Annotated in this window: 12 protein-coding genes; 4 read left to right on the top strand and 8 right to left on the bottom strand. The window is 43.7% G+C overall.

Annotated features, from left to right (window positions below; translation table 11 throughout):
* Positions 1 to 533: 533 nt before the first annotated feature.
* Entirely contained in the window at positions 534 to 2,462 is a 1,929-nt protein-coding gene (locus tag KUV50_RS06825) for an HPP family protein (protein ID WP_222579355.1), read from the bottom strand.
* A 92-nt stretch (positions 2,463 to 2,554) separates the two neighbouring features.
* Between KUV50_RS06825 and KUV50_RS06820 the strand changes: the two genes are divergently transcribed.
* Entirely contained in the window at positions 2,555 to 3,076 is a 522-nt protein-coding gene (locus KUV50_RS06820; RefSeq protein WP_222579354.1) for a hypothetical protein, read from the top strand.
* Between the two features lie 178 nt (positions 3,077 to 3,254).
* Here the strand turns inward: KUV50_RS06820 and KUV50_RS06815 are convergent, their stop codons facing one another.
* From KUV50_RS06815 to KUV50_RS06805, 3 genes are all read right to left on the bottom strand, one after another.
* The gene (locus KUV50_RS06815; RefSeq protein WP_222579353.1) at positions 3,255 to 3,992 is read right to left on the bottom strand and encodes a pseudouridine synthase; all 738 of its coding nucleotides are present in this window, start codon (positions 3,990 to 3,992) and stop codon (positions 3,255 to 3,257) included.
* 281 nt (positions 3,993 to 4,273) lie between these two features.
* Positions 4,274 to 5,773 (bottom strand): replicative DNA helicase, encoded by a 1,500-nt coding sequence (gene dnaB / locus KUV50_RS06810; RefSeq protein ID WP_222579352.1) that lies wholly within the window; start codon positions 5,771 to 5,773, stop codon positions 4,274 to 4,276.
* Positions 5,774 to 6,420: 647 nt separating this feature from the next.
* Positions 6,421 to 7,098: a hypothetical protein gene (locus KUV50_RS06805; RefSeq protein WP_222579351.1), complete on the bottom strand. Its 678-nt coding sequence runs from the start codon at positions 7,096 to 7,098 to the stop codon at positions 6,421 to 6,423.
* Positions 7,099 to 7,168: 70 nt separating this feature from the next.
* On the opposite strand from KUV50_RS06805, the gene KUV50_RS06800 reads away from it, so the two are divergent.
* Entirely contained in the window at positions 7,169 to 8,068 is a 900-nt protein-coding gene (locus KUV50_RS06800) for an ABC transporter ATP-binding protein (protein WP_222579350.1), read from the top strand.
* Positions 8,069 to 8,074: 6 nt separating this feature from the next.
* Positions 8,075 to 9,415, top strand: coding sequence for an ABC transporter permease (locus tag KUV50_RS06795; RefSeq protein WP_222579349.1), 1,341 nt, complete (start codon positions 8,075 to 8,077; stop codon positions 9,413 to 9,415).
* A 406-nt stretch (positions 9,416 to 9,821) separates the two neighbouring features.
* Here KUV50_RS06795 and KUV50_RS06790 read toward each other — a convergent pair whose 3' ends face one another.
* The 3 genes from KUV50_RS06790 to rlmN are packed head-to-tail and all read right to left on the bottom strand — an operon-like array spanning position 9,822 to position 12,160.
* The gene (locus tag KUV50_RS06790; RefSeq protein ID WP_222579348.1) at positions 9,822 to 10,232 is read right to left on the bottom strand and encodes a secondary thiamine-phosphate synthase enzyme YjbQ; all 411 of its coding nucleotides are present in this window, start codon (positions 10,230 to 10,232) and stop codon (positions 9,822 to 9,824) included.
* Positions 10,233 to 10,238: 6 nt separating this feature from the next.
* Complete coding sequence (locus KUV50_RS06785) at positions 10,239 to 11,099, bottom strand: DUF6089 family protein (protein ID WP_261395030.1); 861 nt, start codon at positions 11,097 to 11,099, stop codon at positions 10,239 to 10,241.
* Positions 11,099 to 12,160, bottom strand: a complete 1,062-nt coding sequence (gene rlmN / locus KUV50_RS06780; RefSeq protein WP_222579346.1) for a 23S rRNA (adenine(2503)-C(2))-methyltransferase RlmN — start codon at positions 12,158 to 12,160, stop codon at positions 11,099 to 11,101. Before rlmN ends, KUV50_RS06785 begins: the two co-directional genes overlap by 1 nt.
* A gap of 134 nt (positions 12,161 to 12,294) precedes the next feature.
* Between rlmN and KUV50_RS06775 the strand changes: the two genes are divergently transcribed.
* On the top strand, positions 12,295 to 13,461 hold the full coding sequence (locus tag KUV50_RS06775) for a sensor histidine kinase (RefSeq protein WP_222579345.1): 1,167 nt from the start codon (positions 12,295 to 12,297) through the stop codon (positions 13,459 to 13,461).
* Between the two features lie 381 nt (positions 13,462 to 13,842).
* Here KUV50_RS06775 and KUV50_RS06770 read toward each other — a convergent pair whose 3' ends face one another.
* The gene (locus KUV50_RS06770; RefSeq protein WP_222579344.1) at positions 13,843 to 14,712 is read right to left on the bottom strand and encodes an outer membrane beta-barrel protein; all 870 of its coding nucleotides are present in this window, start codon (positions 14,710 to 14,712) and stop codon (positions 13,843 to 13,845) included.
* Positions 14,713 to 14,887 lie beyond the last annotated feature (175 nt).

Raw genomic sequence — 14,887 nt, 5'->3', positions numbered from 1 at the left:
AGAGGAACACAGAGGAGTTTCACAGAGCGACACAAAGATATTTCACGGAGGAGCACAGAGTATTTTCACAGAGCGACACAAAGATATTTCACAGAGGAACACAGAGGAGTTTCACAGAGCGACACAAAGATATTTCACGGAGGAGCACAGAGTATTTTCACAGAGCGACACAAAGATATTTCACGGAGGAGCACAGAGTATTTTCACAGAGCGACGCAAAGATATTTCACGGAGGAGCGCAGAGGAGTTTCACAGAGCGACATAAAGATTTTTCACGGAGGAACACAGCGGGTTTTCACGGAGGGACACAGTCCCCCTCACACGAGTGGTGGCTAGAAGACCCAAACGACCAAAGGGCACCAAACCACAAACCACAAACAATACCACAAATCATTGGAATACTCTCCAAAGCTAAATTGCCATCAATACTCAAGGTCTGACTCCTCACTTAAGAACTAAACCACAAACTACAAACAAAACCATCTATCGTCATAAAATCCCCATAATCTTAACTGTCATCAAAACCCAAGATCTCACGCCTCATCTTCTGTACCCTGCAAGTATCGATTGATCATGCCCATGATTTCTAAGTCGGAAAGAATTCCCAGGAGTTCTTTGTCTTCGTTCGCGACGATTAGTGCTTCTGAACGATTGGTTATCATCAGCTCAATGGCCTTGCGTATGGGGGTTTCTTCTCCAATTATAATGGGTTTTTTTTCCATGATCTGACGAACGGTGATTGTCCCTTCGCCTTCGTGTTTTTGCCGCAAAAAGGCTTCAATAATTTGTTTATAGGAGACCATACCGACGATCCGGCCTTTGGCATTTTCGACCGGTACCTGTTTGATGTGCTTCCAAATCATCATTTCTGCCACCATTTCAATCACATCTTCCTGTCGTACAGTGAACACATCTGTGATCATTGCTTCAGAGACCGTATAGGCAATCATATTGTTGAGTTTAAAGTCATTTAATTTAGGGAGGGACCAGGTATGAACCGGTTGATTGGTGGCCTGATTTTGCCGGATGGCGGAGGTCAATATGGTTTGTGCCAGTTCTTTTTCAGTACCGCTTTTAAGTTGGGTGTATGATTTGAGCTGCCACCGGGCGCCGGTCATATGTTTTTCAACCCGACTGCTGATGATGTCGAGATAGCGATCCGTATCTTTTGAATCAATTTTACGTTTTTCGAGTCCTTCACGGGCCAGTGGAATCAGAATTTCTTTCAGCAAGTCCGTTGAACTGATTTTTTGATCCCCGAACCAGTTGAAAGTGTTGTCAATGCCATATCGCGCTGCTTTGGCAAAGTTATCCCGGACGTCAACAAATTCTATTTTGTCCCGAACATCCCCGTATTGGTCTTTCATGCCGACCATGGCACCCAACCAAAAAGCCGTGTTGGCCATCTCATCGGCAACCGTTGGTCCAGCAGGCAGTACTCTGTTTTCTACACGGAGGTGAGGTTTTCCATTCTCACTGATTCCATAGCAGGGACGATTCCAACGGTAGACGGTGCCATTGTGAATTTGTAATGCGGATAATTTTGGCACCTCCCCGTTTTGGATTTTTTCGATCGAGTCCTCAATGTTTTTGGCACCGATAAGCACCCGAAATCGGGCGATGTCTTCCTGGAATAGCTCGACGACGCCTTTGTTCATCCACCGATTGCCGAGGATAACCCGTGGACTTAATTCGCGCATATGTTCCCGAACGGTCCGCGTATCGATGGATTGTTGAAATAATGCTATTCGTGTTTCATGCCAGAGCCGTCGGCCAAAGAGCAGGGGAGAGTTGGCCGATACTGCCAGGATGGGGCCGGTCAATAACTGGGCGATATTGTAATAAGTGCGGTACTCTTCCGGACGAACCTGAAGGTGAACCTGAAAACTTGTATTGCAGGCTTCTAACAGCGGAGAATCATGACGGACAACCAGCTCATCAATACCACGGAGCCGCAAATCATAACCGTGATTTGCGTCTCGTTGTGCATTTATGGCTGATAATAAGGAGCGATACCTTCGTTTCGGAAAAACGTTTTTCATATCCAGATCATATTTCCGAAGTGTTGGTAATATGCCCGTCAAAATGATATGCGTGTCTTCCTTGTCCAGCTCTTTTTGAACGATATCCAGGTAGTCCTGAACTTCCTTTTCAACTTTTTGAAGTGCTGCCCCCTTAAAAACCTGTGGCGATAAATTGATTTCAAGATTGAATTTGGACAGCTCTGAAGTCAACCATTTGTACTTTTTTAGTCGTTTAAGAATCTGGGGCGCGATGGGGTTGGGTTTGTAATAGGAATCGACTAATACCATTTCCTGTTCAGCACCAATGCGTATGGGGTCTTTCTCAAACCAGTCATTTTCAAGCATGTACTTGAGGCTATGAAGGTCTTTTAGCAAGGCAATGATAAAATTTTGATTTTCTTTCTTCGAATTAAGACGTGATACTTGTTGATTCCCCATAGGCTCTATTGTAGGTTACTATACCTGAATTTTTTCAGATACATATGAAAAGTTAAATTACCTCGTTTCAGTAAGAATACCAAGAATAATTTATGACCAGATTCTTTTTTTACTTTTTAGTAAGCTATTTCCTGTTTTCCTGTGATGGTAAAAATGAAAATGTGGCCGGGCAATTTACCATCGAAGTACCCGTCGATATAGGAGCTGGCTTACCTCCCACTAAAACGCATTACTTCCTGCACCGAGATGTGGGGATCAAATTTTCAGAATATCTGTCATCAAGGGGGTTGGTGGAAGAAGATGTACTCCGCGTGGAGCCAGCCTCTGCGATTCTCACCCCGGTCACCCGTGATATAAAGTGGAGCTTTGTGGAACATGCCACTATTTATGTATTTAATCCGGACAATGTGCAGGAAGAGTTTCTCTCTTTCCGGACAGAGTTTGTTCCACTGAATGTGGGTGAATATCTGAATGTATTACCTTATCGGGTTGATCTAAAAAGATTGTTTCTCGCTCCGGCTATTGGTTTGCGCACGGGCTTGCACTTCCGGGGTGCCTCTCCCCGAACGATACAGTCGGTGCTCCAGCTTAAGTTTAATGTGGTTGTGGAATAGGGGATGCGAACTTTGTTTCCTCAAAATTCTTAGAATCAGAAACACAATTGTTTTTGGTGAAAGAATGGTGCGTTATGGCAAGCGCTTTCGGTATCCTGGTCGGGGTCAGTGCATGTCATCAGAGATGATGAATGGTTCCTGAAAGTATTTGAAGTATCCGGTCTGCTATCCCTAGATCCTATGTGAAATGTTTCAGATTTCGTATTTCCTCCCGCGTCAGAGGCCGGTATCGGCCTCGGCCAATAAATTTTTTGGTAAGACCGGCATAGTAAACCCGGTCGAGTTTGATAACCTTGAAACCAAAATACTCAAAATATCGTCGAACCACCCGATTTTTACCACTGTGAATCTCGATGAGTACGTCCTGGTTTCCCCCACCGGTGGCAAAATTAACGGCATCTGGTTTGAGATAGCCATCCTCGAGATCTGCACCTTGTTGAAATTTTTTAAGATCATTCTCGGAAATTGGCTGGTCCAGAGTGGCCTGATAGACCTTGGTGATTTCATAACTGGGATGGGATAATTTTTGGGCCAAATGGCCATCGTTTGTCAGGATGATTAGCCCGGTTGTGTTGCGGTCCAGTCGGCCGACAGGATAAAGCCGGTGTTGTTTTGATTCTTTCACCAAATCGAGGACGGTGCGGCGATCTTTATCATCGCTGACCGTGGAAATACAGTTTTTGGGCTTATTGAGCAGTAGATAGATAAATTCCTGGGTGGGTTCGATAACTTTCCCTTTGTACCGAACTTCATCCTCCTCATTAATCTCAATAAAGGGGATCGAAACCACTTCTCCATTGACAGTTACTTTGCCCTGTTTGACCAATTTTTCGGCATTTCGTCGGGAGGAAATACCAGCATAAGCAATGTACTTATTCAGTCGCATCGGCCACAGATTATCTATATCTTGTTTCATTAATAAGGATTTTAGGTTGTATGGAGGACATCAGATCCCATCGCAGTGATTGGCTTATTGAGGGAACATGCATTCCAAATGAATCAACACATAAAGCGACCAATTCCTCAAGCAAATCAATATCTCAACAAGAAATGACTGATCGCATCCCTATCGATCAAATCATTTGGACTTCGTTCATTGTTTTTCCTCAGCCTCAACAGCCCTTGTTGTGCAGACTTATAATCCTACGCTCCTCTTTTGCCAAATTAAAAATTTAAAATTAATAATTCAACATTTGATTAGAAGGGTACATCCTCATCCATATTCATTCGGGAGGGTTTGATACTACTTTCATCATCGAAGGATGGAAAACTAAATTCATCCAGATTTTCAAATCGGGTATATTCCGGAATAAATTTGAGCTTGATCGTATCGGTGGGCCCGTTCCGGTGTTTGGCCACGATGATTTCGGCAATCCCATCCAATGATTGATCCATCTCATCACTTTGGATGTCATAATACTCCGGCCGATAGATGAAGGAAACCAAATCCGCATCCTGCTCGATCGCTCCGGATTCCCTCAGATCGGAGAGCATGGGGCGTTTGTCCGAGCTTCGGGTTTCTACGGCCCGAGATAACTGAGATAGTGCGATGACTGGTACTTCCAGCTCTTTGGCCATGGCTTTAAGCGCTCTGGAAATGGAGGAGATCTCCTGTTCCCGGGTCCCGTTTTTCTTATCTACACCCCCGGTCATCAATTGCAAATAATCGATCATGACCATCTGAATGTCGTGTTTTATCTTTAGTCGCCGACACTTCGCCCTCAATTCGAAAATATTGATGGAGGGGGTGTCATCAATGTAAATAGGAACTTCACTCAAGTCTTCGACAGCCCCGTTGAATCGACGCCATTCTTCTTCTTCGAGCTTTCCGGTCCGAAGTTTTGATAAGCTGACGCCTGACTCCATCGAGATAAGACGTTGTGTGAGCTGTACATCCGACATCTCCAACGAGAAGAAAGCCACGCCTTTATTGTGTAATAAAGCGGCATTTTTGGCGAGAGCCAACGTAAAGGAGGTTTTTCCCATACCTGGACGGGCAGCGATAATGATCAGATCAGATGGCTGCCATCCGGAGGTTAATTTATCCAGGTTCGTATATCCTGAAGGAACTCCCGTGACGCTTTCATTCCTGGAGGCCAGCTCTTCCATCTTTCTTTGGGCTTTACCGGCCAGGCTGCTCAGACTTTCATAGCTTCGGTTTAGGTTTTGCTGGGTGATATCAAACAAGTTACGCTCCGAATCATCGAGTAACTCAAATACGTCAATGGTGTCGTCGAACGCATTGGTAATGGTTTTGGTAGAGACACGAATCAATTCCCGCTTGATGTGTTTCTGGGCAATGATCCGGGCGTGGTACTCAATGTTCGCAGCAGAAGCAACTCGTTCGGTGAGTTCAGCCAGGTAGGCAGCGCCTCCTACTTCCTGCAGTTTTCCCATTTTCAATAATTCCTCATGCATGGTCAGCAGATCGATAGTCTTGGCTTGATTAAAAAGCTGTTGCATAGCTTCATAAATGATCTGATGGGCCTCGTGATAAAAACTATCAGGCCGGAGTAAGTCGATAATGTCCGGCATGGCATCCCGGTCCAGCATGATGGCACCTAAAACAGCCTCCTCCAACTCCAAGGCTTGAGGTTGGATTTTACCGTAAACCATCCGGTTCAGATCGCTGTCTGGTTTAAGTGCTTTAAGCTTGTTTGATTTGATTGGTTTGGCGTAATTTGTCTGATCTGACATTCATTAATTTTTAATAATATGACTTAACAACAACAAATGTAATATATTCCCAATGTGTTTTTTTTGACGGTTTGTTTTGCCCTGTGAATTCCATGTGGAAAACATACCATTTCTTGTTAGTTAGTACACATTCAACGTTGAATTAGTTTCATTTCATTGTGTATTCTTTCAAACAATTCATATTGTCAAATTGAGATACGACGAAAAGTGGAATTTGATAAGATCCTTTGTTCTCCACACAGTGGTGGGACACATTAAAGTAATTACATTGTGTAACTCATTGATTTACTTTTACGAGCCGACAAAATTTACTTATTGTTAAAAAATTCATGAATATTTTTATTTGTTATATGTAAGTCGCCTGATAAAGTTTGTGCTAGCTAAAAAGTGTTTCTAATTCCCTCATGGTCATCCAACTAAATAAATATCCTTTGCATGATGTGAATAAGGGGGAATATACCTTCTTTTTTGGGCTTTTTCCGAATTAAATATTCACTGATAGGGAGTTATATACAGTGTGTTGTATGATTGATTGAATGCTCAAGAACTAAAAAATAAAAAATTCGTTCTTAGAGGAAGTTTATCTTTCCGTGCACTTCATTTTTTGAGGGAACGTATTTTAAAATCGTAGGATCATCGCGTGGTTTTTAGTCTCTCACGCCGGACAATTGGCTTTGCGTTTGATGGATGACATTTCTTTGTTCTTGAATTTTTTCCGCCATTTGATCCTGGGCATGAAGGTTCTCTTCGATCTTGATCCGGGCATCTTTAATCTCTTGCTCGGCTTTGGTTATAGTACTATGTAGCTTTTTATTGTCTCTACGCAGTTTTTCAAGTTCTTTCTCTAATTCCGCCAGTCGAGCCTCCTCTTGTTCGACTTCATTTTGAATTTGTTTGGTTTCGAGTGCGGTAAAATAGGTGTCAATAAACCGGTCAATATTATCATAAGCGCCCGGATTGGAACGGGGTGTCATATATTCTGTGCCATCGACAAACCACAACCGCATTTCGGTCTGTTCCCCTTTTTGCTCAAACAGTGATTTGACGGTCAAATCTGAAGGAAGGCCGGTGATGACGACATTATTGGCTAGCTGCACGCTGGATCCTTTGATGCGCATCACGCGACTTTTGTGTTCTCTGATGAGTTGATTCCATACTTCCCGGGCGGTGCCCGCTTCTGTATTGTCCAGATTGATCACGTATGCTTTTTCCATGCCTTCCGGTGAATCGGCAGCCCGATCCGTCATTTCTTCAGCAAAGCCACAACCTGCCATTATACCAGCCATCAAAAAGATATAAATTAAGTAAAAGATAGAATGTTTCATAGTTTTTATAATTTGGATGTGTTCTAAAAGTTAAGATTTATATCTTTGATTCTCAATAGTTATCTTACATATGGACACACTGGGCATAAAAAAAGTTTCAAAACATTACGGAAATTTCACAGCAGTGGATCGTGTTTCTTTTCAAGTGCCGCAAGGTGTCATCTATGGGCTGCTCGGTCCAAATGGAGCCGGTAAAACTTCTCTGATCCGGATTATTAACTCCATTACAATGGCAGATGAAGGCGAAATTTTGTTTTGCGGCGAAACTTTAGGCCGCGAACATCAAGCAAAGATCGGATACCTACCGGAAGAGCGCGGGCTTTATAAAAAAATGTCAGTTCAGGATCAGTTGGAGTATCTGGGGCAGTTAAAAGGGCTGGATGCGAAGACTGTCCGAACACGGATCGCAGAGTGGTATGCGATTTTGAATATGGACGAGTGGGGCAACAAGAAGATCGAGGATTTGTCCAAGGGTATGCAGCAAAAAGTCCAGTTTGTGGCGACAGTCCTCCACGAGCCACAGCTGCTGATCCTGGATGAGCCGTTTAGCGGATTGGATCCGGTCAACACCAATTTGTTGAAGCAGGAGATTCGTCGATTGCGAGCGGAGGGGACGACGATCCTGTTTTCTACGCATCGCATGGAACAGGTCGAAGAAATCTGCGAGCGAATCGCATTGATCAACAAAGGTAGTTTAGTATTGGAAGGACCGATTGCGGATATAAAACAGCGGTATAAAGACTTTTTATTTGAGTTTATTTTTGCCGGGGATCATCGGCCGGATTTCTCAGACGAGACCATACATCCTTCGTCCCGGGAGCAGGGGATCGTTTTGCAACTAGAGAGTCTGGAGCAGGCGAATACCCGGATGCGACAGTGGATGGATGAAGGATATGTAATTCATGAATTTCGTGAAATCCTGCCTTCTATCAACGATATATTTATAAAAATTGTAACCACAGAAGCTTAACCTAAGATGAGAAAAATACTGCTGATTGCCAGACGTGAATTTTTAATCCGGGTCAAAAACCGGAAGTTTTGGTTAATGACTCTTTTGGGACCAATCTTACTGGCCGTTTTTATGGTGGTTGTGGGTTTTATCTTTGCCTATTCGGGAGATGATGAAAAACAAGTGGTCATTGTCGATGAAGCTAATTTGTTTGAGGGTACACTGAAAGACCAGGCGAACTTTTATTTTACTTTTTCCAGTGAAAGTCTTGAGAATCTTCGAAAAATCGAAGAACCGGATTTTGATGGCATACTCTTCATTCCGGCCAATGAAGATCTAAATCGGTCGGAAGTCACCTTTAACTTTTATACTTCAAAAAATCTCAACCTGGATCAGCTGAGCAGTCTCAAATCGATCATTCAGTCAGAAATCCGGGAGCACAAGCTGAAGATGCTCAATGTCACTGAAGATCAACTCAATGCGCTTAGTACTCGGGTCACCATACAATCTGAAGACATCGACCCTGCCTCTTCTGCCTCAGAAACCTCCACTGTCAAATCGTCCGAATTTAGTTCTTATCTCGGTGCCGGGATCGGTATGTTGATGGGCTTCATTATGTATATGTTGGTTTTTATTAATGGCTCCATGGTGATGCGTAGCGTGATGGAAGAAAAAACGAACCGGATCGTCGAAGTTGTCATCTCGTCGGTTAAGCCGTTTGAACTCATGTTGGGTAAAATATTCGGTGTCGGTTTAATCGGTATCATTCAGTTCCTGAGCTGGGCGATTCTGATTCCGGTGATAGTTCTCTTAGGAAACCTGGTTTTTGGATTTGAGACCGATATCCAGACCTTGGAAAGTATGAATGCTGCCGGAAGCATTTCTCCCGATGATATGGAATACATGGTTTATCAATTTATGAAGGAAATCGACCAAGTTCCTTGGTTTAAAATCATATCCCTTTTTATTTTATTTTTTATCGGTGGCTATCTGATTTATTCTTCTCTTTTTGCAGCGGTGGGGTCTGCGATCGGCGATGATATGCAAGATAGTCAATCCCTTGTTCTTCCGATTACCATACCGGTGATTATGGCCTTCTATATTATGCTGACCACATTGCGGGTGCCGGATAGTACACTGGCGGTCTGGTCCAGTATTTTTCCACTTTTTTCGCCCATCGTAATGCCGGCGCGACTGGCTTTTGATCCACCCTGGTGGCAGATTATCTTATCTTTGGTCTTGTTGATTGCAACGGTGGTCGCTTTGGTCTGGGTTTCTGGCCGGATCTACCGGGTAGGTATTTTGATGTATGGAAAAAAAGCTTCTTTTAAGGAGTTGGGTAAATGGATTTTCAGAAAGGATATATGAGTTGGGACGCTGCGCTTTTGGGTGTTTGGACGCTGGGCTTAGGGAATTTGGGATGAATCTATTTAACTAAAGCGGGAATTTTTGCTATGGATCTTTAGACGATATTCGGGGGCTCAATCTATATTCTTGTATCGATTTAATAAAGAGCCATCGGCTCGCACCATGTGATAGCCGCTGGTTTCAACCGGTGGCAAGGTAGATCTAAAATAATATGAGAGCCGTGGGCTCGGAACATTCCGGCGCCAATTGGATGGGGCAGGTGTTGGGACGCTGCGCTTTGGGACGCCTCCCTACTTCGTAACGGGAGGTAAATTTCGCTGTTGGGTGCATCCATGCAGTGCCAAAGCGCTTTCTATACATGGAATCAAACCACAAACTACAAACCACAAACAGCCGAAGGATAAAGCTAACTATAAATCGTGGCGATGATCTTCCGAGAGTGGCGCTGATTTCGGAATTCACAGTAGTAGATTCCCTGCCAGGTTCCCAGATTGAGCCGGCCGTCCGTGATTGGGATAGATACCGAATCTCCGCACAACACACTTTTGACATGTGCCGGCATATCATCCGGACCTTCAATGGTGTGTTTCAGATTGGGGAAGTTTTCAGGCACCAGGTGATTGAACAATGTTTCGAAATCTTCCAGAACGGTGGGATCTGCGTTTTCATTAATGCACAGTCCAGCCGAGGTGTGTTTCATAAACAAATGCAGAATTCCCTGGTCAGGTAGATTGGGAAGCGCTTTTACAATATCATCCGTCACGATGTGAAAACCTCTTCCCAACGCAGGGAGGGTGAGTTGTGTTTGAGTAATCATGGTCTTTTACTTTGAAATATCGGGGCATTGCAAGCCACCAAAAAAATAAGTTACGCCAATACCAATGTAATTGTAGCTGTCTTTGTTCACGCTGTCGCCCCGTTGTTTTCCGACATAGCTGTTTTCTGTGGGATCAGAAAACAATCCCGCATCCGGATCATTTCGAAGTGATTCGATAACCAGCAAATCCGGGTAAGTAGTACTGACATCATCGAGGTAGTCAGTGGTCAGTATGCGGGTACTCGCTGTAAGAGACAGAATCCATCGATTGTTTAGGGCGTATTTGAATCCGCCCGAAATGATACCGGCAAACTTGGTGGATGCGTATTCCTCGCCGATGTTTTGCCCTTCCGTGCCCAGCATCCGAAGTTTTTTGGTCATGCCCTGATAAGTAGCTTTGGGTTCAAACTTGAAAAGTCCGATCCCGGCACTGAGAAAAGGTGTAAAGAATTTTTCACGGTCTCCGGGTTTGAAAGCAAAAAAGTTAAACTCCAGTTCACTTCCCAATTCCCATACGTTGCTTCGAAAATTGAGACCACGCTGCTGTTGAAAATTGTTGTCGTACCGCAGGTCATCTCCATGGACATAGAGGTAGTTCGCACCAAATTTAAGATTAATCCGGTCATTGAACACATACTTTACGATCAACCCGCCGGCTATTCCCGGATGTGTAATATCATAGTCGGGGTTGAGATCTCCAAAATAGACACTGGGTCCAATCCATCCCCCGGCTTCAATGCCTTTTTGACCGTATGACACCGAGAGGCAAATGAAGAATATGAAAAGGGATATAATCAACTTTAAATTCAAGTGGTTCGATTTTTTTCTAAAACGTATGGGCTTCAGAATGATTGTACGGTATGTCATTAATTCTTATTGGCGAGTTGACCACAAGCGGCATCAATATCTTTGCCCCGGCTGCGTCTTACCGTGACCGGAATCTGACGGTCCGCCATCATTTTTATGAAATAATCAAATCGTTCTTCCGATGATTTTGTGAGTGTCACCCCCGCGACCGGATTGTATTCGAGTAAATTAACCGTCACCGGAAATTGTCTGGATAATCTGGCCAAAGCATCTGCATCTTCTTCAGTATCATTGAATTCGTGAAACAGGATGTATTCGTAGGTGATTTTGTGGCGGGTCGTGTCATAGTAGTATTGCAATGCTTCCATCAAATCTTCGATCTTATCATTTTTGTTGATCGGCATAATGAGATCCCTTTTGTGATCCAATGCAGCATGGAGCGATAGAGCCAGTTTGCATTGCAGATTATCATCGGCTATTTTTCGGATGATTTTGGCAATACCGGCCGTACTGATGGTAATGCGCCAGGTCGCCATATTCATTCCTTCATCGGAATTGATAAGTTCTATGCTCCGTTTGACATTTCGGTAGGAAAGCAAAGGCTCACCCATTCCCATATAAACGATGTTCGTCAGCGGATGACCAAAATGTGCCTGGCAATGCTGATTCACTTTGAAGACCTGCTCGTAGATTTCAGAAGCGGATAGGTTTCGTTCACGCTTCATCTGACCAGTAGCACAGAACTCACATGCGAGACTGCAGCCCACCTGCGAAGATACGCAGACCGTATACCGATTATCTCCCGGCACAGGAATTAATACACTTTCAATCTTGTGGCCATCTTTGAGGACAAATCGGAATTTGACCGTTCCATCCAGACTCTTTTGTACGACATCTGCTGTCATCGTCAGAATTCCAAAATCCTTCTGAAGCTGGTTCCGGAGTTTTTTGGGTAAATTGGTCATTTCATCAAAGGAAGTGACACCGTATTTCCACAACCACTGGTAAATTTGTGCGGCTCGGTACCCTGGTTCGTCGTGAGTTTCAAGATAATTTGTAATTTCATCGACAGAAAGATCTCGGATATCCAATAATTCCTGTTGTTCTATGGTTTTTCTCATATAAATGCAAAGATACAAATATCCGAAATGTTTTGTTTGGATCGTTAAAGTCCGATTAAACCAAACCTTTGGGGTTAATATAACAAGTCCGAAATTCAATCGTTTAGTTAAAATATAGCAACGAATCGCCGTCGATGGATATTTACAGAAGGAAGAACAGATGGAAACTGAACCTGGTAGTGGCAGGCGTTTTTATAGTACTTATCACCATTTCCTATACTTTTTACCTGGGTAGTCGTCTTAAAGAGGTCCTGGAAATAAACATGATCAACTTTGCGGATGCGTATCAGAGCATGGTGCAAAACCCGGAAGATCTCAACAAGGATGTAAATTTTGAGACGGATGTATTACAACGGAATACGAATATTCCGATTATTATCGTCGATGAACGCGACTCCATCATTATGAGTCTCAATTATACAGAAGCCCAGATGGGAAATTCCAGGTATTTGCGAAAACGACTGGAAAAGATGGAAGCTTCGGACCGCAAACCCATAGCAGTCAAGTCTGAGGTCGGTGTATTTCGGATCTATTACGCCCCGCCCTTTGAGTACCAGTTGTTGTCTCTGTTGCCTTTGATTATTCTTTTATTATTGGCGACCTATATATTTATTGGGTACCTGGGATTCAGCAGCAGTCGTACTTCTGAGCAAAACAGGGTGTGGGTGGGCATGGCCCGCGAAACAGCGCACCAATTGGGAACTCCGATATCGGCGATTATAGCCTGGTTGGAGCACCTTAAAATGACGGAAGTCAATGAAGAGCAATTGGAAATCATAGATGAACTGGAAAATGACGTTAGTCGTCTGGAACTCATCGCGGACCGATTTTCTAAAATCGGTGCAGAACCCAGTCTGGATCGAATGGATGTAGCTGAACTTATCCGGGATACCATGGCTTATATGGAAAAGCGGGCGCCGCGTAAAATCGAATTCAAAATGATGACGAATAATGGCCAGGTGCATTATGCCCGGGTAAATAAACATCTTATCAATTGGGTCGTGGAAAACCTGATGCGAAATGCGCTGGATGCAATGGGAGGGAAAGGAAAAATCACAACAGTAATCAGTGAAGACGGGGAGTGTGTCAATATTGATATTAGTGATACCGGTAAAGGAATTTCATCTGCTAATATGAAGACCGTTTTTGAACCTGGGTACACGACTCGCCAGCGAGGCTGGGGGCTGGGGCTCTCCTTAGCTCGTCGCATCATCGAGAATTATCACCAGGGAAAAATTTTTGTAAAAAGTAGCGTAGTTGGTGAGGGAACGACCTTTACCATACGGTTGCCGAAAGGCTAAGCCAAAGATCTGACAGTTCTTGGGGCACTAGTGTACTGAATTACATAAGAAGGGTAGATATTATTTCGCGCTCCCAGATTGCTCCACTCCGGTCAGCACTCACGGATCGCCAGCTATAGCCTCCGATTCGTGAGCATGGAGAGAATCGGAGTGATCTGGAAGCGCAGAATAACTAATAACAACTCATATGTCCCTAAATGACTCAGAGTTCAATCTAATCCGACCCGGACTGGGTCGAAATTGGTTTTCTTACTCACATCTAACCTAATCTGACCCTGACTGGGTCAGAATCCTTGCAGGTAAAACATCTCAGAGATGTCGGATTAGATTCTGAATCGCATCATTTTCTTCGTTACATTTTAATTATAAAAATGTACAAAGCTAGAACGAAAACCCGATAGTGAATTCCCAGGCTGAGTACCGGTCGTCGTCATCAGAAAAACGAAGTTTCCCCTGATCCAGGCCCTGATAGGAGTGGTCGACAGAATTGCGTGTGATGTCCATAAGTCCATGACTGTATCTGGCTCCTACGAAAAGGCTTTGATTGATAAACAAGTTCAGTCCCGCATGCAGCCCGGCGTCAAACGTCCGGAAAAGACCTTTGTCTTTTTCTTCAAAATCATGGTAAGCATTGACCTGCGATGCAATGAGCTCGGGTTCATTGTTAATTCGGATTTGTTGATTCGCCGGTGCAACCCCTCCTGGTTTATTGGACCGGTAATTATAATTCAGCGTTTGTTCGACTTCACCGATTACTTCCGCTAGCTCTGAGTATATCACCCGACCGGCTCCCGTTGATGAGACCAATAGGCTGCCGTATGCGCCCCCTTGTAGTTGAATTCGGTTAAAAAGTTTATAGGAAAGTGATACCGGAATTTGAAAATAGGTATTGCTGATATTGATCGACATGTCCCGATTTCCGGAGAATGTGTATTTGGTGTCGGGCGTGCGCAAAATGGCATATGAAGGCCCTTTGTAGCTGTAATTGTATCCTTTTTGATTGTACATAAATTCCGTGAGCAGGGTGAATTCGTCCGTAAGATTGACATTGAGCAAAAGAGACAGGATAAAAGCCCGGTTTGCTTTGTATGATTCAAGTTCCATTCCCGAACTAGTGGACTCCAGTGGACCGTCTATGGATACATTGGATAATCCGGCTTTGAATCCAAAAGAGATGTTTTGTGCTTGGCTGGATACCAACGCGGATAGGAAAAGAAGCGCTGTAATGACCAAATATTTTATCTGCTGCATGATTTTATTCCTATTTATTTCTGCAAATATAAGAAGTATCAATGAATCAGTCCGGGTTATTAAACACCACATCTTGTTATAGTGTTCCATGAATTGAATATCAGTGGATTAAGCGCGCGGGGAAGAGGTTTGTTTATCCATCCGGGTGGGATTGACTTTTGATTTCAGTAATTTT

It is taken from the genome of Membranihabitans marinus (genome assembly GCF_019802045.1).
GTDB classification, from domain to species: domain Bacteria; phylum Bacteroidota; class Bacteroidia; order Chitinophagales; family Saprospiraceae; genus Membranihabitans; species Membranihabitans marinus_A.
This window is presented reverse-complemented; position numbering and strand designations above follow the sequence as displayed.